This is a genomic window from Streptomyces sp. NBC_00289 (assembly GCF_041435115.1).
Lineage (GTDB): Bacteria > Actinomycetota > Actinomycetes > Streptomycetales > Streptomycetaceae > Streptomyces.
The window spans coordinates 8,558,758-8,578,946 of the sequence record NZ_CP108046.1 but is presented as its reverse complement, the minus strand read 5'-3'; the positions used below and the strand labels follow the sequence as shown (position 1 = coordinate 8,578,946).

Below are 20,189 nucleotides of genomic sequence, written 5' to 3'. Positions count from 1 at the left end.
AGCCACCGTACGAGGGCGGAGGCGGTCCGAAACCGCCGCCCGAGGGCGGCGTGTCACCGGGTGGCCCGGGCGGCTGAGGCGGTACGGGCGGCATGGCCATACCGTCAAGCGTCGCCGCGGAACGGGCTCGGCGCGACCCCCGCACGGCAGTTGATACGGAGTCATGCCATGGACCGCATGATTCCGGAGCATTCCGGGCGGGGTTCGCTCACCGATGCGCACACCGGGACAGGTCGGCGACGCGGACACGCGCGCGTGCGCTCAGCCGCGCGCGCCCAGCAGGTGGTCCATCGCCAGCTGGTCGAGGTGCTCGAACGCCATCCCGCGCGCGGCGGTCGCCTCGACGTCGAACTCCTCGAAGGCCGCACGGTCCGCGAGCAGCGACTTCAGGCCGTCCGCCGCCGTCGGCTGCGCCAGTTCGTCCAGCCGCGAGGCACGCAGGGCCTCCTGGACCTCCGGGTCGGCACGGAAGGCCGCCGCGCGCTCCTTGAGGATCAGGTAGTTGCGCATGCAGCCCTTGGCGGACGCCCACACGCCGTCGAGGTCCTCGGTCCGCGGCGGCTTGAAGTCGAAGTGCTTCGGGCCGGAGTAGCCGGCGGTCTCCAGCAGGTCGACGAGCCAGAAGGCCGCGCGCAGGTCGCCGGCGCCGAAGCGCAGGTCCTGGTCGTACTTGATGCCGGACTGACCGTTGAGGTCGATGTGGAAGAGCTTGCCGGCCCACAGGGCCTGGGCGATGCCGTGCGGGAAGTTGAGCCCCGCCATCTGCTCGTGGCCGACCTCGGGGTTGACGCCGTACAGCTCGGGGCGCTCCAGGCGCTCGATGAACGCGAGGGCGTGGCCGACCGTGGGCAGCAGGATGTCGCCGCGCGGCTCGTTGGGCTTGGGCTCGATGGCGAAGCGCAGGTCGTAGCCCTGCTCGGTCACGTACTCGCCGAGGAGGTCGAAGGCTTCCTTCATCCGGTCGAGAGCGACGCGCACGTCCTTGGCGGCGCCGGACTCGGCGCCCTCCCGGCCGCCCCACGCCACGTAGGTCTCGGCGCCCAGCTCGGCGGCCAGGTCGATGTTGCGAATCGTCTTGCGCAGGGCGTAGCGACGCACCTCGCGGTCGTTGGCGGTGAACGCGCCGTCCTTGAAGACGGGGTGCGTGAAGAGGTTCGTGGTGGCCATCGGCACCTTCATGCCGGTCGCGTCCAGAGCCTCGCGGAAGCGCTTGATGTGTGACTCACGCTCGGTGTCCGAAGATCCGAAGGGGATCAGGTCGTCGTCGTGGAAGGTCACACCGTGCGCGCCGAGCTCGGCCAGGCGCTGCACCGTCTCGACCGGGTCGAGGGCCCGGCGGGTGGCGTCGCCGAACGGGTCCCTTCCCTGCCAGCCGACGGTCCACAGGCCGAAGGTGAACCTGTCCTCGGGGGTGGGCTGGTAGTTCATGCCGCGGCTCCTTGCTTGCTCCGACTATTTCGTCATGGCAGTTTACAAATTAGTATGCCCACGCATCCCTGGGAAGGGACAAGATGTCCCCGAAGGAACGATGTCCGGGTCAGCGCAACCCAGGCGTCACCGAAAACACCAGGTCAGAACCCCGCAGAGCCGCGGAAAAAAGGGAGAGCCCGATGTCAGCAGCCGAAGGTCCGCTCGTCGTCGGCGTGGACACGTCCACCCAGTCCACCAAGGCGCTCGTCGTCGACGCGTCCACGGGGCAGGTCGTCGCAAGCGGCCAGGCACCGCACACCGTCTCCTCCGGAGCCGGCCGGGAGAGCGACCCCCGCCAGTGGTGGGACGCCCTGTGCGAGGCGCTGCACCAGTGCGGCGACGCGGCGCGCGAGGCCGCGGCGGTGTCGATCGGCGGCCAGCAGCACGGGCTCGTCACCCTGGACGGCCGCGGCGAACCGGTGCGTCCGGCGCTGCTGTGGAACGACGTGCGCTCGGCACCGCAGGCACGCCGTCTGATCGAGGAGCTGGGCGGCCCGAAAGCCTGGGCCGAGCGCATCGGCAGCGTGCCCGGCCCGTCCTTCACGGTCACCAAGTGGGCCTGGCTGGCCGAGAACGAGCCGGAGGCGATCCGCGCCACCAAGGCCGTGCGCCTCCCCCACGACTACCTCACCGAGCGTCTCACCGGTCTTGGCACCACCGACCGCGGCGACGCCTCGGGAACCGGCTGGTGGGCATCGGCGACCGAGTCCTACGACGACGAGATCCTCGCGCGCGTGGGGCTCGACGCCGCGCTGCTGCCCCGCGTGGTCCGGCCCGGCGAGGTGGCCGGCACCGTGCGCGACAGTCACGACCTGCCGTTCTCCAAGGGCACCATGGTCGCCGCCGGCACCGGCGACAACGCGGCCGCCGCCCTCGGCCTGGGGCTGCGTCCCGGCACTCCGGTGCTGAGCCTCGGCACGTCCGGCACGGTGTACGCCGTCTCGAAGCGGCGCCCCGCCGACCCGAGCGGCACCGTGGCGGGTTTCGCCGACGCCCACGGCGACTGGCTGCCCCTGGCCTGCACGCTGAACTGCACACTCGCCGTGGACCGCGTCGCGTCCCTGCTGGGACTCGACCGCGAGGCCGTGGAACCCACCACCGACGTGACGCTCCTGCCCTACCTGGACGGCGAACGCACCCCCGCCCTGCCCAGCGCCTCCGGCCTGCTGCACGGGCTGCGCCACGACACGACGGGCGGCCAGCTCCTCCAAGCCGCCTACGACGGGGCCGTGCACTCCCTGCTGGGGGCGCTCGACCTGGTCCTCGACGAGGACGCGGACCGCTCGGACCCGCTGCTGCTGATCGGTGGGGGCGCCCGCGGGACGGCCTGGCAGCAGACCGTACGACGGCTCTCCGGGCGGCCTGTCCAGGTGCCCGAGGCCAGGGAACTGGTCGCGCTCGGCGCCGCGGCCCAGGCGGCCGGCCTCCTGACCGGCGAGGATCCCGCCGCGGTGGCCCGGCGCTGGAACACGGCCGCCGGGCCCGTGCTGGAGGCGGTGGAACGGGACGAGGCGACACTGGCCAGGATTGCCGGGGTACTCTCCGACGCGGCCCCGCTGCTGGAACGCGCGACGGACGCGCGCTGACGGCCACGCGGCCAGGGCAGTACGCACACACGCCCGGCCGGCGACGGAGACACGTGGACGAAGGCGAGGTCACGGACCCGCGTCGCCGGGCGACCGCCGACGAGCGCCAAGTCGCAGGCGCCGACGCGCACCGGCCAAGGCGACGTTGCCGAAACCCACTGACGGACCAAACACACAGACCAGACATACACCGACCAGACACACACGGATGACGAAGCACACACGGATACCGACCGAGGACTGACCGGCATGACCGCACCGCTGCACGAGGCCCGCCCGTCCGGCCCCGGTCGCGCCCTGCCCGACACCCAGCAGGGCATGCGCCGCCGCAACCTGGCCCGGGTACTGCACACCGTCAGCGCGGAGGGGCCGCTCTCGCGGGCCGCCGTCGCCTCGCGCATAGGTCTGACCCGTGCGGCGGTGTCGACCCTGGTCGAGGAGCTGATCCGCTCGGGACTGATCGAGGAACTGGGCCCCGAGCGGCCGGGCCGGGTGGGCCGGCCCGGCTCGGCGCTCGCCGTCAGCGGACACGGTCCGGCCGGAATCGGCGCCGAGGTCGGCGTCGACCACCTCGCGGTCTGCGCGGTCGACCTGCGCGGCGAGGTGCGGGCCAGGGCCGTACGGCACGGCGTGAACCGTGGCAGCTCCCCCGAACCGGTGGTGGAGGCCCTGACCGGGCTCGTGCGCCGGGTCGTGGCCGAGGCGGAACGCGAAGGCCTGTGGCCGGCCGGGCTCGCCGTGGCCGTGCCAGGGCTGGTGGCGCGCGACGCCCGTACCGTCGTGCGCGCCCCGAACCTCGCCTGGCACGACACGGACCTGGGCGCCCTGCTGCCCTTCGGGTTCCCGCTGACCGTGGACAACGAGGCCAACTTCGGCGCGCTGGCCGAACTCTGGCTCGGCGAGGGCACGCCGCGCGACTTCCTGCACGTCTCCGCGGAGATCGGCATCGGCGCCGCACTCGTCGTGGGCGGCGGCCTGCTGCGTGGAACGCGGGGTTTCGCAGGCGAGTTGGGCCATGTGCCGGTCCGTCCGGACGGTCCCGAGTGCCCGTGCGGCGGGCGGGGCTGTCTGGAGCAGTACGCCGGCGAGGAGGCGGTGCTGCGGGCGGCCGGCCTGGAACCGGGCGAGGACCGTGTCGGACTTCTCGCGGGGCGTGCCGCGGAGGGCGACGAGGACGTACGAAGGGCGCTGCGCGAGGCGGGAGAGGCACTCGGTGTCGCACTGACCGGAGCGGTCAATCTGCTGGACCCCGAGAGCGTCGTGCTCGGCGGTGCGCTGTCCGGGCTGGCGCCGTGGCTGCTGCCCTCCCTGCAGGCCGAGTTGGAGCGCCGTACGGCTGGGCCGGCCTGCCCGGTGACCGTGTCGCGGCTGGGCCCCGAGGGTCCTCTGCTCGGGGCCGCGCACTCGGTGGTCCGGGGTGTGCTGGACGATCCGGCGGCGGTGGCGGAACGGGCTGCTCACCCGATCGGGTGAGTGACTTCTCCACAGTCCCCCGGCCGTCCACAGAAGCACGGCACGCCCTTCTGCCCAACTCGTCAGCGCCGTACCGTGATTCACGTGAGGCGCATCCGATCCGTCCGTGCGGCGGCGGCTTCGGAGCGCCGCGGGTACGAGGGGGATCACATGTCACCACACCGGAAATTCGCGCCGACGTCACCTGCTGCCTCGGGGTCGACGTCGAGGGCGCGCTGCTCCGCTCGGGGGACGGGCACGCCCGGCAGGGCAAGGGGGATACCTGCGGGGTCGCGGCCGAGGGCGCGATGAACACCGTGTGATCGTCGAACCGCTCAAGGCGCCGGCCACCCCCGGCCGCGCATCGAGTCGGACACCCACATCATCTCGACGGGTTCGGCGCGCCCACGGAAAGACGCGTTCCGGATATCCCGGCTCCATCTGGTGCACTGGCTGGTGCGCGACCACGGTTTCAGCGATATGGACGCGTACCAGTTCGCGACCCAGACCCGTGGAGTCCCGTTGGCCACCGTGTGCGACACCAACCACACGTGCGTGGCCGAGCTCCGCAGGGAGCGACCCCCCGCGCGAGACACACCGCGGACCGCACACCCGCCTGCGGGAAGCCGCGACAGCGCCGCGGCGCTGAGCAGACCTCGTCCTCCCCATGTCGAGAGGCAGTTGTTCATGGAACGCGCACGATCCGATCTCACCCGACGACGACTGCTGAGAGGCGCCGCGCTCGCCGCCGTTCCGTACGCACTGCTCCCGGACGCCCGGGCCGGAGCCGGGACCCAGGCGGTCGACTATCCGTCAGCCGAGTGGCAGCCGGCGACGGTCTCCAACTACACGGTCTCCGGCCGCCCCGGCTCCTACTCCGTCGACCGTGTGGTCATCCACGTCACGCAGGAGACGTACAACGACACGCTGTCCATTTTCCGCAACCCGCAGAAGCAGGTGTCCGCGCACTACGTGGTCCGCTCGGCGGACGGACACATGGCGCAGTGCGTGCGCGAGGCCGACGTCGCCTGGCACGCTGGGAACTGGGACTACAACACGCGCAGCATCGGCATCGAGCACGAGGGCTGGGTGGACCGACCCGCCTACTTCACCGACGCGATGTACGAGCAGTCCGCCGAACTCGCGGCGGCGGTCTGCGGGACCTACGGCATTCCCAAGGACCGGACCCACATCATCGGTCACTACGAGGTACCGGGCTCGGACCACACCGACCCGGGGCCCCACTGGGACTGGGTGCGCTACATGAGACTTGTCGACCTCGCCTGAGCCGGGCCTGTCGCGTCGTCGCATCGCGCCACGCCGTGTCGCGCCACGCCGTGTCGCGCCGCGCCGTGTCGCCCGGGGCGGTGGGTTTCCCGCCGTTCGGGCGACGACTGTCCAAGAGGTTGTCCGCGCCCATCCCCGGAGTGACGATGTCCCCAACCGCATCGACGTCGGGAGGCCGAGTTGACCGAGCCATGGGTGGCCCTGGAGCCGGGGGCCGATCCCGCCGAGCGCGTACGGATGCTGCAGCGCGCGCACGAGACGTTCGCCGCGGCGGGCACCGTGCCGCGGCCGGTGCGTTCGGTGGTGGCCGACTCGTGGCGGCGTTCCGCACGGGCCGGTGTGGGACCGGACGGCACCGCCGACGTGGAACTCTCCGACGGTGACCTCGGCGCGTACCGGGCCGAGCATCCGCTGGCACGGGTGATGCCGTTGTTCCGTGAACTCATGGGCACGTTCGCGGCCGACGGGGAGCATCTTCTCGCGGTGTGCGACGAGCATGGCAGGCTGCTGTGGGTCGAGGGACATCCGGCCACCCGGCGTGAGGCCGGGCGGATGAACTTCGTACCGGGTGCCCGCTGGGCCGAGTCCGCCGTCGGGACGAACGCGCCGGGCACGGCGGTCGCGGTCGACCGGCCGGTGCAGGTCTTCGCCGCCGAGCACTTCATTCGGCGCGTGCAGCCCTGGACCTGCGCGGCGGCTCCGGTGCACGATCCGCGTACCGGTCGGGTGCTCGGTGCCGTGGACCTCACCGGCGGGAACGGGCTTGCGCACCCGCACAGTCTGGGGTTCGTGCAGGCCGTGGCCCGAGCCGCCGAGTCCCAGCTCGCGCTGCTCACCCCCGAGAACACGGCGGCGGACAGGCCGGGACTGACCGCGCTGGGACGTGACGAGGCACGGTTCGTCGTCGGCGGCCGAGGGATCAGACTCAGCCGTCGGCACAGCGAGATCCTGGTGCTGCTGGCCCGCCATCCGGAGGGACTGACCGGGGACGAGCTGCTGTGCGCGCTGTACGAGGACGAGTCGGTGACGCCGGTGACGCTGCGGGTCGAGATGGCCCGGATGCGCGGGGTCCTCGGTCCCGGTGTGCTGGCGTCGCGGCCCTATCGGCTGACGGTGCCCGTCGAGTCCGACGTCGATGCCGTCGAGCGACGGCTGCGAAGCGGCGCGGTGACAGCGGCGGCCGCGGCGTACACGGGTCCGCTGCTGCCCGCCTCCCAGGCCCCGGCGGTCGTACGCCTCAGACGCCGGTTGGCCGACGGACTGCGGACGGCACTGATCGCCCGCCGCGATCCCGACCTGCTGGCGGACTGGGCGCACACGGCGTGGGGCGAGGACGACATCGACGTGTGGCGGGCACTCGCCGCGGTGCGTCCGACGGCTTCGGTGCTGGCCCGACTGGCCGCCCTGGAGGACGAGTTGACGGCACCGTCTCGGTGGTCGCGTCCGGCGGACCGCTGACGGAACGACGGCCCGCCCCTCGATCGCGTGCGCCCCCGTCGAGCATCCAGAACCCACCGGCTCCCTCGACTCCCCCGCTCCTCCAGCCGGCCCGGATGTCCGGCACATCACGAACGCCTGCCCTCTCCTGCCCTCCCCTCCCCTCCCCGCGCAGCCCCTCCCCGTCGCGCCCCTTCGCGCACGGGTCCCGCGCAACGTCCCTGCAACCTCCCGCTTCCTAGCCTCGCGCCGAGAGCTGTCCAACGGCGGGCAGCGCTTCTGAAGGAGGCCCACCAGCATGACTCGTTACGCGGCGCCCGGCACCGAGGGCGCGATCGTCTCCTACCAGGCGCGCTACGACCACTTCATCGGCGGCGAGTACGTACCGCCGGCTCGCGGGCAGTACTTCGAGAACCCGTCTCCGGTGAACGGGCAGCCGTTCACCGAGATCGCGCGGGGCACGGCGGAGGACGTGGAGCGGGCGCTCGACGCGGCCCACGCGGCCGCCCCGGCGTGGGGCCGCACGTCGGTCACCGAGCGTTCCGACATCCTGCTGAAGATCGCCGACCGGATGGCGGCTCATCTCGAACCGCTGGCGGTCGCCGAGAGCTGGGAGAACGGCAAGCCGGTGCGCGAGACGCTCGCGGCCGACATCCCGCTCGCGATCGACCACTTCCGCTACTTCGCGGGGGTGATCAGGGCGCAGGAGGGTTCCCTCGGCGAGGTCGACGACGACACGGTGGCGTACCACTTCCACGAGCCGCTGGGCGTCGTCGCGCAGATCATCCCGTGGAACTTCCCCATTCTCATGGCCACATGGAAGCTCGCACCGGCGCTGGCCGCGGGCAACGCGGTCGTCATCAAGCCCGCCGAGCAGACCCCGGCCTCCCTCCACTACTGGATGAGCCTGATCGCGGATCTGCTGCCGCCGGGCGTGGTGAACATCGTCAACGGTTTCGGGGTGGAGGCCGGAAAGCCGCTGGCGTCCAGTCCGCGGGTGGCGAAGGTGGCGTTCACGGGCGAGACCACCACGGGGCGGCTGATCATGCAGTACGCCTCGGAGAACATCAAGCCGGTCACCCTCGAACTCGGCGGCAAGTCGCCGAACATCTTCTTCGACGACGTGTGGGCGCAGAACGACGACTTCCGCGACAAGGCGCTCGAGGGCTTCACCATGTTCGCCCTCAACCAGGGCGAGGTGTGCACCTGCCCGTCCCGGGCTCTCGTCCAGCGGGGCCACTACGCCGAGTTCCTCGAGGCGGCGGTCGCCCGCACGGAGCTGATCAGGCCCGGGCACCCGCTCGACACCGACACGATGATCGGCGCGCAGGCCTCCAACGACCAGCTGGAGAAGATCCTCTCCTACCTGGACGTCGGCCGCCAGGAAGGCGCGAGGGTCCTGACCGGTGGCGAACGCATCGAGCACGACGGTGAGTTGAAGGGCGGCTACTACGTCCAGCCGACCATCTTCGAGGGCGACAACCGCATGCGGATCTTCCAGGAGGAGATCTTCGGCCCGGTGGTCTCGGTGACGTCTTTCGACGACTTCGACGACGCCATCAAGATCGCCAACGACACGCTCTACGGCCTCGGGGCGGGCGTGTGGACCCGCGACATGAACACCGCGTACCGCGCGGGCCGCGCGATCCAGGCGGGCCGCGTCTGGACGAACTGCTACCACGCCTACCCGGCGCACGCAGCGTTCGGCGGATACAAGCAGTCGGGGATCGGCCGGGAGACGCACAAGATGATGTTGGAGCACTACCAGCAGACGAAGAACCTTCTCGTGTCGTACTCGCCGAAGAAACTGGGCTTCTTCTAGACGCCAAAAAAGGGCGCCTGACCAGGCATTTCACCTGACAGGCGCCCTTCCCGGCGTGCATCTAAGCCACGGGGTGAAGTGCAGAGTAACTCCTGATATGTCCCACTGCTATCCCACCTCTGACCAGCTGTTCCGGGGCATTTCCGGGCCAAGTCCCGGTTCATGCGTCCTCTGCACTGCCGTCCCGCCCCTCCCACCTTCGCATCGACTCCTCGATCAGGCTGTTGGCATGGTTCCGTGCCTCGGCCAGAAACTTGGCGTAGTAGCGGAAGAGAACCTGGATGCTTTGTCCGGCGCGGCGCGCGCACTCTGCCGGGTCGACACCGGAGGCAAGCCAGAATGATATTCCTGCATGGCGCAGGTCGTAGGGGCGTTTCGCAAGCTCAAGGGCGTGTTCATCGAGAGTCAGTGCGGCCTCACGCGCACGTCCCCATGTGATGCCGTACGCGGAAGGATCGACGTAGTTTCCCGCTGCATTGCGGAACAGACGTCCATCGGGCGCGACACCAAAACTCTCTATGTGCTCGCGCAGCATGCGCACCAGCACAGGCGGGATTGGCACGGGCCTCGTCGCCTTGGCCGCCCGTCGCTTCAGTGAGTGGACCTCGTGAACGGCACCGTCATTCGTCCACCCCTTCCCCGCCGTGACCACCCCGCCCTTCAGATTGAGGAGCCCCCATCCGCTCGCTGGCAGTCGGCACTGAGACTTCTGCAAGTGAATAACCTCAGCAGGACGCATCGCGGCGTAGTACATACACCCGAAAAAGGCGTACAGGTGTGGGCCTCGACCGGGCAGCGCCCTGACCGCAGCAAGCAGGCGGCCCACCTGCGCCGGATTGGGCATGCAGTCCGGATCGACTTCGTCGGCAACTTCCGGCGCAGACCACCGCAAGCCGCTCAGCGGGTTCTGGGTGAAGTACCCACGTTCCACTGCGACCCCGAACACCTCGTTGACGGCAGCTTTCTTGCGCTTCACCGTCTTCGCTGCAGCGGCTGCCCCATCAACCTTGCGGCACAGAGCGTCGAGTCCCCGGCGCAGAACATCGGGCTCCGCCAACTCGCTCACGGGCAGCGAATGGCGCTGCAGCCAATCCAGTGCTGCCTGCCACTCCTCGGGTGGATCCTCCTCCCAGGCTTTTTTGTTGAAAGCCCATGAATAAAGCGCCCTCCGCAGTTCATGAGGTGCCCGGGACATGTGCTCTGGCTCGACGAAGGCTGGAGTGATGGTCGCGAGAGCGTCGGCAAGCGTTCGACGTGTGTTTCCCGGCGTACGGTCCCAACGCTGCTCGATGTACTCCTGCGCCAGGACATACCAGGTGGTGCGCTGTTTCAGGGCCCGGAGCTCGGAGGCCGGCAGGCCCGTCCTTGTGTCGAACGGCTCGCCGTCGCGCGCGGCAGTCACGAGTTTGGAACGTCGGCTCTCCGCAAGCCCCTTCGTGAGAAAGGACTCGGATTTCTCCCGCCCATTGACCGTCCATCGAACCTCGAACCCCTTGCGACGGTCTGGCCGCTCGCGTGTGTCCCAAAATCGAACTCTGTAACTCATCGCCATTCAGGCGTATCCCTCTCACACGCTTCCCACCACGCGTCTAGATCGACGCGGCGGCAGCGGAGTTCACCATTCGGAAGTTTGATCATTCGGGGTGCTTGACCGCGAGCGCGCAAGCGGTAGAACGCTGACGGGCTCATTCGGATTTCCGCCAGGACCTCGGCGAGTTTGAGCGCAGGAGGGCGAGCCATTTTTCCCCTGAAGATTTGAACGAGTCGCCAGCCGCTGGGCGGCACAACAGAGCTGACTCGGTTGAGCGTTGGCATGGAAGTTCACCGCATCCGCACAGCTCCACCGCCAAGCGCAGCCGCTGCGAACTCCTCAATGGTCGCGACGATCGCCGGTTTGGCTAACCGGCGATCGTGGTCTATGTTGCGGGCCACATCGCCAGAGTCCGGTTGCTCGTGCGCTCGCTTCAGCTAGGAAGCCAACCGGTATGAGCGCAGCGCAGGGGTCGCGCCGTCCGTGACGATTACCACGGCGCAAACGCCCAGCCCAGTGGACACGGTGCCGTGGTCACCGGCCGTGGCCGGACCAAGCGCTCAGTGCGTCGAGCACGAAGAGGACAGGGGAAGGGCAGTCAGGGGAGCAAATAGCGGAATCAGACAGACCAAACTCCTAGCAAGGGACCACGCCAGAAGGAGCCCGGTGTGGGCGGTACTTCTGACCTGGTCATTTCCGGGACGTTGCACGTTGACATGCTCCCGGCGGAGGTTTCCAGTCCTTTGGAGTTCTTTCTTGTCTGCCGTCGGCGAATGCATGCCGACAGCTGCGTGGAGCCCTTCTTTCACGGGGGCGTTGAGGCGCAAGGCATGCCGGCACCTTCGTCATGAAGTCGCTGCCCGTGTCTCGTCGACACGAGGACCTTCACCGTGCTGCCGAAAACGACGCGCCACCCTGGAAGACGGGTTGCCAACTGACTGATCCAGGCCGGTGGGTGAGTCCCGCCCATCTTGACCGGTAGCGACCGACTGTCGGCGTGCGCTGAAGGGCTGGGTAGGGTCGCGGTACCCGAGCTGGAGAGGTAGATGCATGGCCCACGAGATTGTGATCGCGCAGACGACCAGTGACAACGAGGATCAGGCGAAGGCGCTGGCTCGGGGTGCGGTCGAGAGCAAGCTGGCAGCGGGCGTTCACATCGATGCGCCTATCACCGCCTTCTACTGGTGGAAGGGGAAGGTCGAGACGGCGCAGGAGTGGCGGATCTCGTACATGACTTCAACGGACCGTCTCCCGGCACTGCAGGCGTGGCTGCACGAGAAGCATCCGTATGACGTCCCCCAGTGGGTCACGCTGCCCGTGACCGGAGGATCGGAGGCGTACCTGTCCTGGGTGGTCGAGGAGACTCACCCGCAGTAGGGCACGCCACCCGGCGTCTCACCGTCACCGAGCCTGCTCGCCGGATGGCTCACGACGCGAACGCCAGCAAGTGGCCGGCCAGGTCGCGCTCCGTGTCGGGGAGCCAGGCAGCGATGCTCTGCGCTCGCTGACGTCCCATGGTGTTCGGCTTTGACTCCGCTGCTGCGGCGAACTGGCGCGCGACGTAGACCCCACGGTCTACGTCGCCGCCGTGCAGAAGTGCCGACGCCAGGTCACCGAGGACCACCACTCCAGAGTCAGGCAGTTCCTCACCGAGGCGCTCGACCGCGGAGTCGGCTGTGACCGTCAGTTCTTGGCGCTTGAGTTCGCCGTATACCGAAAGCGCCAGTGAGTCCATCCGGTACGGCGTCACGAAGCGGACCCACGCCTGCTCGTTCGTGTGATCCGCGAAGTCATACGCGAATCTCGCCTGCTCCAAGGCCCGGAGAGCGCCGGCTTCGTCAGCTGATTGAGCCGCTTCCTCCGCGTACCGTCCCAATGCCCACGCCGCAGCGGTCGCATTGCCATGCCCCCGCACATCCTGAGCCGCCTGTGACAGCATCTCCAGCGCCTTACCCGGGGTAGCGGCACCGTAGCTCGCGTAGCCAAGCGCCAGGGCGCGCAAGGGCGGGTGCCCGGCCTCCTTCGCGCACTCCGAGGTCACCCGGTAATAGGCAGCAGCCTTATCGTGTTCCCCCAGGTCCCAGGCGACCCATCCGGCAAGGGCCGCGGTTTCCCCCGCCGCGATGGTCAGCGCTCGCTCGTGGCCGCCAGCGCGCGGAAGGGCCGCCGTGATCGCGTCGAGGTGAGACTCGACCCGGTTCTGCAAACTGCGTGCGCTTTCACTCAGCTCGTCCATGTGCAACTCGGCCGCGTGATCGATGAGCACCGACGCGGACTCGGGGTCGATCCTGGCTCCCTTGCTGAGCGCGTAGGCGAGTCGGCCCCAAGGCTCGGCAGCGGCAGCAGCGCCGACGACGGCGCCTCCCAGCAGCGTTCGGCGCTTCACGTCGTCCAGGTCCTCCCCTTCAGCGTCGTCCTTCTTCCTCCGCCTGGCTCGGGCGGCCTTGGCCTCCCGCAGGAGCGGCTCCAACGGAACGCCGCAGGCCACAGCAATGTGCCCAAGTGTGTGGTTCGTAGGGACGTTCTCACCGTTCTCGTACCGACTGACCTCTCGGCGGGTCACCGTCGCCCGGCCCGAGGCCGCGTTGATCGCATCCGCCTGCTCATCCTGCGATCGGTCCGCGTTACGGCGCAGCTGACGGAGTAGTTCGGCGAACGGATCTGCTGCCATGAGTGTGACCTCTATCGGTGGGGAATCCAATCCTGACCCCAACTCCCCCCTCGTTTTCCCCCCTTGACAAAGTTTTCCCCCTCAGGTTTCCCCTGTTCCGGATCACGACACCACGGTGCGATGGGCACATGACCACGCACCGGGCAGCAACGCTTCCCCAACCCTGGATGACTGACGGCGGCCCCACCGCCGCCAGCAGCGCGCCGGCCGTGTCTCCACTGGCATCCCGTGCCTTCGAGATGGTCATGGCGCCGGCGAGTATTCACGTCGCTCAAGCACGAGGCACCACAGCGGCCGTGCTGAGGCAGTGGGCCCTGCCGGACGCCCCGGCAGAAGACGCCCAGCTTGTCGTCTCAGAGTTGGTGACCAACGCGATCAGTCACGGCTCTGGGGCTGTGGGTCTGCGGGTGCTGTACGGCAACCACCAGCTCCGGATCGAGGTCACGGACGGAAGCACCACCCCTGCCAAGCGACGACGCGCAGGTGCCAACGACCTGGGCGGGCGAGGGCTGCTCCTAGTCGCGCACCTGTCACATCGGTGGGGCGTGGCCGACAGCGGCCGGACTACATATGCGGTCATTCCCACTCTTACGGAGGCATCCCCATGTCGCCGCACGGCGCAACCAACCTTGGATCCGACGTGGTGAGCGCCGTGGCCGACCGTGGTCTGGGTCTGGAGGTGCAGTCATCCGGCAGCTGGCCGAATGCTGGCCGGATCCGGGGGCGGGACAGTGGTCCCGACCCGTTGGAGCGCCAGTCGCGCAATGGGCAGCTCCGTAAGCTCCGCCAGCACTTCCATCGAGAGGCTGTCGGAAAACGCGACCGTCAAAGCAGCGACCGGCAGCTTCGCGTCCTGGCGTACAGCTTGGTGCCGAGTCCGGGGGCCAGCCCCGACGAGGACTGGAACACCGTCCATGCCGAGGCGGAGCAGCACGGCTACGCGATAGGAGCAAGGCTCCACGATGTTGCCGTACCCGTGCCCACGACGTACTTCCCTGGCTCGCGCACGGGCCGGAGCGTCTACACGCCCCCCTGGCAGCGCCCTGGATGGAGGGAAGTCGAGCGACAGATCCGAGGCGGATTCGCAGTGGGTGTGATCGTCCTCGACCGGCACAACATCAGCTCCGATGACGACGAGTACCGCGCCGTGATCAAGCATCTGGGCGAGCGGTACAAGGCGTTCGTACACCTCGTGATCCCCGAGGAGCCCACTACGCCGACTTGAAGGCGTCCGCTGCGCTGGATGGACGAGAAGGGCTGGGGCTGGAGACAGATCAGCGCTCAGGTCCTCCTCATCGCCGCCGTCTTCGCCGTGCTCGCCATCGCCTACGACTTCACCTGATCAGGGGGCCACCATGACATTCGAAGGACACACCGACCGGGCGCCGCGGCTCCTGCCGCACCGCGAGCAAGGCGAGGCCCTCCTCGCCATCCAGGAGGCCGCCCCGGAACTGCCAAGCGAGGCCGGGATCGATCTCTTCGCCGTCCCTGCCGGCGAGGTGCAAGGTGGCGGCTTCGACCTCTCCCGCTTTCACCGGCTCTCCCGCCTGCCGACTTCGGGGAACGGGGCGGCCGCGACTTCGACTGATGACCCGCAGGACGCAGCATGAAGTCGCTGTTGCATCGCCTCAGTCCCGACCAGTGGGATGCCTGGTACAGCGAGGGTCGGGCCGTAGACCGCCTCGTGACCGACGCCGAGGTCGACCGCTTTCTCCAGCACGTCAACCCGCACGCCGGGGCATCCGTACTCGACGTCGGCTGCGGCATCGGCAGCTTTCCCGTTGGGGTTATGACGTGCTGGGCCTGGACTTCTCGCCGATCGCGATCCGGACCGCGCATCGGCAAGGCGTCAACGGTCGGCTGCACTACGGTGTGCACGATTTCGACGCGGGGGCAATCCCGCCTCGACTGCAGCCCGGCTCGCTCGACCTCATCGTATCCTGGAAGCCTGCACCCGCATCGGCGTCCCGCGACTGGTCGTTGCGTCCTCCTCCAGCGTCTACGGGCCGACCGACGGCGCCGCGAGTGTCGAGGCCGACCGTCCGAAGCCGGCCTCCCCGTACGCCGTGACCAAACTGGCCGAGGAACAGCTCTGCCTCGCCTACGCCGAGCGCCCCGTCGGGCCCAGCGTCGTCGCCCTGCGGTACTTCACCGTCTACGGCCCCCGCCAGCGCGCCGACATGTTCACCCACCGCGCCCTGCAGGCCGCTCTGACCGGACAGCCGCTTCGCCTGTACGGAGACGGTCACCAGCGACGCGACTTCACCTACATCGATGACGTGGTCGCCGCCACGATCGCCGCCGCGACCGTGCCGACAGCGCAGGGCGCGATCAACGTGGGCGGCGGGGGGAACGCATCCCTGTTGGAAGTGATCAACATTGCCACCAGCCTCACCGGCCGCGACATCCAGCTCCAGCAGGACCACGCGCGCAGCGGTGACGTCCTCCTAACCCGCGCCGACCCCAGTCGTGCCCGAGAAGTCCTCGGGTGGCAGCCGCGAGTCGACCTCCACAACGGCCTGCGCGCCCACATGCAGGCCCTGGCCTCCCAGGTCCCCAACTACAGCCGAGCCGCGTAACCCCGCGGCCCGGAGCCCGAGAGGAAACGCAATGGAGAGTCCCGAGCGAGCGCGGCTGGACGCCTTTTTCCGGCAGATCACGACGCAGTTCCCCGCTGGCGACGCGATCACGACGCTCGTCATCACGCATCTGCTCCCCGAACGGCCGGCGTTCCTGCGGGCCATGACCGCGGTGTCCACGGTCGGCGCCGTGCTGCCGAAACCCCGATCGATCCACCAGCCGACCCTCGACGCCGTCCGCCGTACCTTCCCCGTCCACGACCTGACCCGAGAACGGTTCACCGACAACACCCAGGCCCTGGACTACCTGGAGGACACAGCGGGCGGCCGGGACGTCGTCCTGGTGGACATCGGCGGCTACTTCGCGGCAAGTCTCGACACACTCGTGGGCAAGTTCTCCGGCCGCATCCTCGGCATCGTCGAGGACACCGAGAACGGACACCAGCGGTACGCCGCTCTCGACAAACTGCCGTGCCCGGTCGTCTCGGTGGCCCGCTCCCCGCTCAAGGACTGCGAAGACCACCTCGTCGGCCGCTCGATCGTGTTCTCCACCGAAGCCCTCGTCCGCGCCCGCGGGGACATCCTCACCAGCCGCAACGCCTGCGTCATCGGCTTCGGCAAGATCGGCCGCGCCATCGCCCAGACCCTGCGCGCCCAGGACCTGCGCGTCACCGTGTACGACAGCGATCCGGTCAAGCGAGTTCAGGCGCACTCCCTCGGCTTCCGCACCAGCAACTCCACCGCCGAGGCCGTGAGCGACGCGGAACTCGTCCTGTGCGCCACCGGCAACCTCGCCCTGCGGCAGGGCGACTTCGCCGCCCTGCGCAATGGCGCCTACCTCGGATCGGTGACCTCATCCGAGGACGAGCTCGAACTCGGCAGCCTCGACGAGCTCTACCAGCGCACCCCAGTCAGCGCTCAGCTGACGCGATACGAGGTGACCGGCCACTACTTCTACGTTCTCGCCGACGGCGGTGCCGTCAACTTCGTGCACGGCGCTGCCGTCGGCGCGTACATCCATCTCGTCCAGGCCGAGATACTCGCCGCCACCGCCGCGCTCAGCCACACCCGCTTCCAGCCCGGACTGCACGAGATGCCGGCGGCCGACCGCGACGCCATCGCCAGAATTTGGCTCCACCACTTCGAAAGGTGACCCGAGTGCCTCCCTCCGTCGACCACATCCGCTCCGTCGCCGAGGCGTACCTCGCCCGCCACTCGGACGAACGCGACTCCCTCACCCTGCTGTTCGCCGCGCTCGCCGCCGCAGACGACCCCACGAACCGCAAGACGTTCCCCGCCCACGTGACATGCAGCGCCATCGTCATCAACGGCGCCCGGCACGTGCTGCACATCGTGCACAAGGCGTCCGGGAAACTGCTGGCGCCCGGCGGCCACAACGAACCGGATGACCGGCACCTGCGCGACGCCGCCCTGCGCGAACTGCACGAGGAGGCAGGCATCCCGCCCAGCGCCGTCGTTCCCCTCTCCGGCTTCGAGGACGTTCCCCTCGACATCGACGTGCACACCATCGACGCGAACCCCTCGAAGGACGAGCCGGCCCACCACCACGTGGACTTCCGCTGGGTCTTCCTTCTCGGCGCAGGGCACACGGTGACCCTCCAGGAAGAGGAGGTCCACGGCTACCAATGGCGGCCGTTCACGAGCGCCGCCTCGCCCACCGTCCGCTCCAAGCTCGCCCTGCTGCCCTGAAGGCGCCCCTACCCGACCACCAGGAGGACGCCGTGGCCGCCACCACACTTCTAACTCCCGGCGCCACACCGCGCCGGCACGTCGCTGTCATACCCTGCCGCTGGGGCGCTTCGCGCTTTCCCGGTAAACCGTTGGCGCGCCTCGGCGACAAGCCGCTGCTCTGGCACGTCCACCAGCGCTGCCTGGAGGCCAAACGTCTCGACGGAGCCATCGTGACGACCGACGACGAACGCATCGAAGCGGCGTGCCGCCAGCTGGGCATCGAGTGCATCCGTACCGGAGAGCACCTCACCGGCACCGACCGCGTCGCGGAGGTCGCCGAGCGCCTGCCGGCCGAGGCGTACATCAACGTCCAGGGCGACGAGCCGTTCATCTCGCCGGCCGCCATCGACGCCGTCTCCGAGGCCCTGGAGTGCCTGGCGCCGGGCGCGTTCGCCGTGAACGCGTACTCCGAACTGGTCGACGTCGGCGCCGTCCTGGACCACAACGTCGTCAAGGTCGTTGTCTCGGCCCAAGGCAAGGCCCTGTTGTTCTCGCGCCAGCCCATTCCCTATCCGAAGGGCGACCGCCCGAAGTACCTCCGCCAACTGGGCCTCTACGGCTTCACCGGCCCAGCTCTCCAACGCTTTCGACAGCTCCAGCAAGGGCCCCTGGAGCGCGCCGAGGGAGTGGAGATGCTGCGCTTCGTCGAACACGGCCACGCCGTGCAGATGGTCCCTGTCCTGGACGACGGCGTAGCAGTGGACACCCCTGAGGATCTAGCGCGAGCCGAGAGCCTCCTCGCCCAGTACACATGCCTAACTGCTGGCACGACGGGGCGGCCTGTCGGCCCTTGAGGTGAGAACGACTTCCTTCCACCGCAGGAACTGACGGCCGCACACGTAGGACGTCCTTCGGGACTCCACTGGCCAAGACCAACCCGCCCCGGGAACCGTGATTCCCGCTGCGCCCGGACGGCGCCTGACCCAACCCTGGCTGCCAGCATCAGGAGCTGAGTCCCCCGGCAGTCGCTCTGAGAAGCGAACCCAGGTATTCGGCCATTGCGAGCAGGGTCCGGTCCGAGTGCGCCGGTCCGACGAGCTGCACGCCGATCGGGAGACCGCTCGCGTTTCGCGCAACAGGCATGACCAGGCTGGGCAGACCAACGTGGCTGGTTAGCGGTAGTTCGTTAAATCCGGCGGTAGAGGTCAATGCCGTGTCCGGTGGTGACCGCGTCAATGAGGGCCTGGAGCTCGGAGGGTGGGTCCGTGTCGGTCCAGGCTTGCCACCATCGGTTGAGGGTGATGGCGGGGGTGAGCCAGGAACGGATGGATCGTAAGGCCCTGGGCCAGCAAGGCTGTTGGGGCTGGTGGGACGGGGCGGGTCCCCCTCTCTGGCCCGTCGCCGGGACAGGGATCCGGCGCGGTGGCATCCAGTGGTCCGGGTGGGGCGAACCATTGGTCCCAGCAGAAGGAGAAGGCGCAGTTGACCAGGGTCTGGTGGCGGCGGATGGCGCGGTCAGAGCGGACTTGGAAGTCGGCCCAGCCTAGTTCGTCCTTGATCTGTTTGTAGCTCTGTTCGATCCAGGGCCGCAGGCCGTAGAGGCGGACGATCTCGGCGAGGTCGGCCGGCGGGTGCGGGCTGGTGGCGGCGTGAGGTGCGTCGGGGTGGGGCAGGTTGGTGGCCAGATACCAGGTGGCCTTCTCCGGCAGCTGGGCCGGGTCGGTGGTGGCCACGACCAGCCGGCCGGGTGAGTCGGGGCCGTAGCCGCCCAGGCGGGCATCGGCGGCCCACCAGGTCTCGGTGTGCCCGTCGCGGAAGTGACGCTCAACGGGCGTCCAGTCGCCTGGACGCTTGGCATCGTGCCAGGTCAGGGCGTGGGCGGCTTCGATGGGGGTGTGTGGCTGGTCGGCCGGGGCCCAGGTGCCGCGGTGCGGTTTGAGCGCGACCACGTAGGCCAGGCCTGCCTCGCGCAGTGCGAGATACCAGGTGTCACTGACGGAGTAGGCGCAGTCGGCGACCACCGCCCGGCAGTCGAAGCCTGCCTCCTTGCCTCGGGCCGCGAGGGCAGCGGACAGTTGAGGTTTCGTGCGGAAGGCCGGGTCGGACCGGCCGCGGGCGAAGTGGTGGGCGGGGGTGTAGGGAGTCGCGTGCAGCGGGTAGTACACGCGGCCGTCGGTCCACACCGTGGTCACCGTGACGATGCCGTTGTCGGTCTTGCCCAACCGGCCCAGCCACTGCCGACCCACGTTGGCGGTGGCCGTGCCGTCCTTGCGGTCCCCAGAGTCGTCGATCACGATGACCCCGCCGTCGTGCGGAGCGGTCGCCGACTGCTCACGCAGCAGTTCAAGCCGCCGGTCGTTGACCTGCTCCACCTCCCAGGGAGACTCGGACAGGAAGAACTGCAGCCGCTGCACTCCCGGCGTGCCCGCACCGGCCACGGGCTCAGCTCCTGCCAGGCAGGTGATCGTCTTGTTCCGCTCCCGCGGCGCCAGCAGCCCGGTCAGGTACTCACGAAACCCCCGCCGCTGTGCCAGGCTGAAGAAGAGGTCGTCGAACCGGGCCGCGTACTCCTCCAACGGCCCCGGCGCGGGCGGACATGGACGGCGAGCAGTCATCTTCAGCCCCCAGCAAGGCAGTTGACTCCTACCACCGGCCTACGACC

General features: G+C 69.2%; 18 protein-coding genes and 2 pseudogenes. 14 read left to right on the top strand and 6 right to left on the bottom strand.

Annotated features, from left to right (window positions below; genetic code table 11):
- Nucleotides 1–261: 261 nt before the first annotated feature.
- The gene (gene xylA / locus OG985_RS38860; protein ID WP_371673066.1) at nucleotides 262–1,428 is read right to left on the bottom strand and encodes a xylose isomerase; all 1,167 of its coding nucleotides are present in this window, start codon (nucleotides 1,426–1,428) and stop codon (nucleotides 262–264) included.
- A gap of 182 nt (nucleotides 1,429–1,610) precedes the next feature.
- On the opposite strand from xylA, the gene xylB reads away from it, so the two are divergent.
- From xylB to OG985_RS38830, 6 genes and pseudogenes are all read left to right on the top strand, one after another.
- The gene (gene xylB / locus OG985_RS38855; protein ID WP_371673065.1) at nucleotides 1,611–3,056 is read left to right on the top strand and encodes a xylulokinase; all 1,446 of its coding nucleotides are present in this window, start codon (nucleotides 1,611–1,613) and stop codon (nucleotides 3,054–3,056) included.
- 249 nt (nucleotides 3,057–3,305) lie between these two features.
- On the top strand, nucleotides 3,306–4,529 hold the full coding sequence (locus OG985_RS38850; protein WP_371673064.1) for an ROK family protein: 1,224 nt from the start codon (nucleotides 3,306–3,308) through the stop codon (nucleotides 4,527–4,529).
- 143 nt (nucleotides 4,530–4,672) lie between these two features.
- A pseudogene (locus OG985_RS38845) lies at nucleotides 4,673–5,157 on the top strand (acetamidase); the annotation flags it as partial.
- A 38-nt stretch (nucleotides 5,158–5,195) separates the two neighbouring features.
- Nucleotides 5,196–5,795 (top strand): N-acetylmuramoyl-L-alanine amidase, encoded by a 600-nt coding sequence (locus OG985_RS38840; RefSeq protein WP_371673063.1) that lies wholly within the window; start codon nucleotides 5,196–5,198, stop codon nucleotides 5,793–5,795.
- A 180-nt stretch (nucleotides 5,796–5,975) separates the two neighbouring features.
- Complete coding sequence (locus OG985_RS38835; protein ID WP_371673062.1) at nucleotides 5,976–7,253, top strand: GAF domain-containing protein; 1,278 nt, start codon at nucleotides 5,976–5,978, stop codon at nucleotides 7,251–7,253.
- A 277-nt stretch (nucleotides 7,254–7,530) separates the two neighbouring features.
- On the top strand, nucleotides 7,531–9,054 hold the full coding sequence (locus OG985_RS38830) for an aldehyde dehydrogenase family protein (RefSeq protein WP_371673061.1): 1,524 nt from the start codon (nucleotides 7,531–7,533) through the stop codon (nucleotides 9,052–9,054).
- 160 nt (nucleotides 9,055–9,214) lie between these two features.
- Here OG985_RS38830 and OG985_RS38825 read toward each other — a convergent pair whose 3' ends face one another.
- Together OG985_RS38825 and OG985_RS38820 are read right to left on the bottom strand one after the other, a co-directional pair.
- Entirely contained in the window at nucleotides 9,215–10,606 is a 1,392-nt protein-coding gene (locus tag OG985_RS38825; RefSeq protein WP_371673060.1) for a tyrosine-type recombinase/integrase, read from the bottom strand.
- On the bottom strand, nucleotides 10,597–10,794 hold the full coding sequence (locus tag OG985_RS38820) for an AlpA family transcriptional regulator (protein ID WP_093896588.1): 198 nt from the start codon (nucleotides 10,792–10,794) through the stop codon (nucleotides 10,597–10,599). The genes OG985_RS38825 and OG985_RS38820 overlap by 10 nt, the downstream gene beginning before the upstream one ends.
- A gap of 841 nt (nucleotides 10,795–11,635) precedes the next feature.
- Here OG985_RS38820 and cutA point away from each other — a divergent pair.
- Complete coding sequence (gene cutA, locus OG985_RS38815; protein ID WP_371673059.1) at nucleotides 11,636–11,962, top strand: divalent-cation tolerance protein CutA; 327 nt, start codon at nucleotides 11,636–11,638, stop codon at nucleotides 11,960–11,962.
- Nucleotides 11,963–12,011: 49 nt separating this feature from the next.
- On the opposite strand, the gene OG985_RS38810 is transcribed toward cutA, so the two are convergent.
- Nucleotides 12,012–13,256: a helix-turn-helix domain-containing protein gene (locus OG985_RS38810; RefSeq protein WP_371673058.1), complete on the bottom strand. Its 1,245-nt coding sequence runs from the start codon at nucleotides 13,254–13,256 to the stop codon at nucleotides 12,012–12,014.
- Between the two features lie 128 nt (nucleotides 13,257–13,384).
- Here OG985_RS38810 and OG985_RS38805 point away from each other — a divergent pair, with 128 nt between their 5' ends.
- The 7 genes and pseudogenes from OG985_RS38805 (at nucleotide 13,385) to OG985_RS38775 (ending at nucleotide 18,381) form a co-directional block, all read left to right on the top strand.
- Nucleotides 13,385–13,903, top strand: coding sequence for an ATP-binding protein (locus OG985_RS38805; protein WP_371673057.1), 519 nt, complete (start codon nucleotides 13,385–13,387; stop codon nucleotides 13,901–13,903).
- Nucleotides 13,861–14,481: a hypothetical protein gene (locus OG985_RS38800; RefSeq protein WP_371673056.1), complete on the top strand. Its 621-nt coding sequence runs from the start codon at nucleotides 13,861–13,863 to the stop codon at nucleotides 14,479–14,481. The genes OG985_RS38805 and OG985_RS38800 overlap by 43 nt, the downstream gene beginning before the upstream one ends.
- Nucleotides 14,482–14,611: 130 nt before the next feature.
- Nucleotides 14,612–14,866 carry a hypothetical protein gene (locus OG985_RS38795; protein WP_371673055.1) on the top strand — a complete coding sequence of 85 codons (255 nt, stop codon included), beginning with the start codon at nucleotides 14,612–14,614 and terminating at the stop codon, nucleotides 14,864–14,866.
- Between the two features lie 321 nt (nucleotides 14,867–15,187).
- Nucleotides 15,188–15,835, top strand: a pseudogene (locus tag OG985_RS38790) (NAD-dependent epimerase/dehydratase family protein); the annotation flags it as partial.
- A gap of 31 nt (nucleotides 15,836–15,866) precedes the next feature.
- The gene (locus tag OG985_RS38785) at nucleotides 15,867–16,988 is read left to right on the top strand and encodes an adenosylhomocysteinase (RefSeq protein WP_371673054.1); all 1,122 of its coding nucleotides are present in this window, start codon (nucleotides 15,867–15,869) and stop codon (nucleotides 16,986–16,988) included.
- Between the two features lie 5 nt (nucleotides 16,989–16,993).
- The gene (locus OG985_RS38780; RefSeq protein ID WP_371673053.1) at nucleotides 16,994–17,545 is read left to right on the top strand and encodes an NUDIX hydrolase; all 552 of its coding nucleotides are present in this window, start codon (nucleotides 16,994–16,996) and stop codon (nucleotides 17,543–17,545) included.
- Between the two features lie 32 nt (nucleotides 17,546–17,577).
- Entirely contained in the window at nucleotides 17,578–18,381 is an 804-nt protein-coding gene (locus OG985_RS38775; RefSeq protein WP_371673052.1) for a 3-deoxy-manno-octulosonate cytidylyltransferase, read from the top strand.
- Nucleotides 18,382–18,529: 148 nt separating this feature from the next.
- On the opposite strand, the gene OG985_RS38770 is transcribed toward OG985_RS38775, so the two are convergent.
- The gene (locus tag OG985_RS38770) at nucleotides 18,530–18,736 is read right to left on the bottom strand and encodes an amidase family protein (protein WP_371673051.1); all 207 of its coding nucleotides are present in this window, start codon (nucleotides 18,734–18,736) and stop codon (nucleotides 18,530–18,532) included.
- Nucleotides 18,737–18,759: 23 nt separating this feature from the next.
- The gene (locus OG985_RS38765) at nucleotides 18,760–20,142 is read right to left on the bottom strand and encodes an IS701 family transposase (RefSeq protein WP_371673050.1); all 1,383 of its coding nucleotides are present in this window, start codon (nucleotides 20,140–20,142) and stop codon (nucleotides 18,760–18,762) included.
- Nucleotides 20,143–20,189: the final 47 nt, after the last annotated feature.

What these genes read in the sequence shown, in the direction of transcription:
- xylA (WP_371673066.1), bottom strand. Translation starts at nt 1,428, where the DNA reads ATGAACTACCAGCCCACCCCCGAGGACAGGTTCACCTTCGGCCTGTGG.
- xylB (WP_371673065.1), top strand. Translation starts at nt 1,611, where the DNA reads ATGTCAGCAGCCGAAGGTCCGCTCGTCGTCGGCGTGGACACGTCCACC.
- OG985_RS38850 (WP_371673064.1), top strand. Translation starts at nt 3,306, where the DNA reads ATGACCGCACCGCTGCACGAGGCCCGCCCGTCCGGCCCCGGTCGCGCC.
- OG985_RS38840 (WP_371673063.1), top strand. Translation starts at nt 5,196, where the DNA reads ATGGAACGCGCACGATCCGATCTCACCCGACGACGACTGCTGAGAGGC.
- OG985_RS38830 (WP_371673061.1), top strand. Translation starts at nt 7,531, where the DNA reads ATGACTCGTTACGCGGCGCCCGGCACCGAGGGCGCGATCGTCTCCTAC.
- OG985_RS38825 (WP_371673060.1), bottom strand. Translation starts at nt 10,606, where the DNA reads ATGGCGATGAGTTACAGAGTTCGATTTTGGGACACACGCGAGCGGCCA.
- OG985_RS38820 (WP_093896588.1), bottom strand. Translation starts at nt 10,794, where the DNA reads ATGGCTCGCCCTCCTGCGCTCAAACTCGCCGAGGTCCTGGCGGAAATC.
- cutA (WP_371673059.1), top strand. Translation starts at nt 11,636, where the DNA reads ATGGCCCACGAGATTGTGATCGCGCAGACGACCAGTGACAACGAGGAT.
- OG985_RS38810 (WP_371673058.1), bottom strand. Translation starts at nt 13,256, where the DNA reads ATGGCAGCAGATCCGTTCGCCGAACTACTCCGTCAGCTGCGCCGTAAC.
- OG985_RS38805 (WP_371673057.1), top strand. Translation starts at nt 13,385, where the DNA reads ATGACCACGCACCGGGCAGCAACGCTTCCCCAACCCTGGATGACTGAC.
- OG985_RS38800 (WP_371673056.1), top strand. Translation starts at nt 13,861, where the DNA reads ATGTCGCCGCACGGCGCAACCAACCTTGGATCCGACGTGGTGAGCGCC.
- OG985_RS38795 (WP_371673055.1), top strand. Translation starts at nt 14,612, where the DNA reads ATGACATTCGAAGGACACACCGACCGGGCGCCGCGGCTCCTGCCGCAC.
- OG985_RS38785 (WP_371673054.1), top strand. Translation starts at nt 15,867, where the DNA reads ATGGAGAGTCCCGAGCGAGCGCGGCTGGACGCCTTTTTCCGGCAGATC.
- OG985_RS38765 (WP_371673050.1), bottom strand. Translation starts at nt 20,142, where the DNA reads ATGACTGCTCGCCGTCCATGTCCGCCCGCGCCGGGGCCGTTGGAGGAG.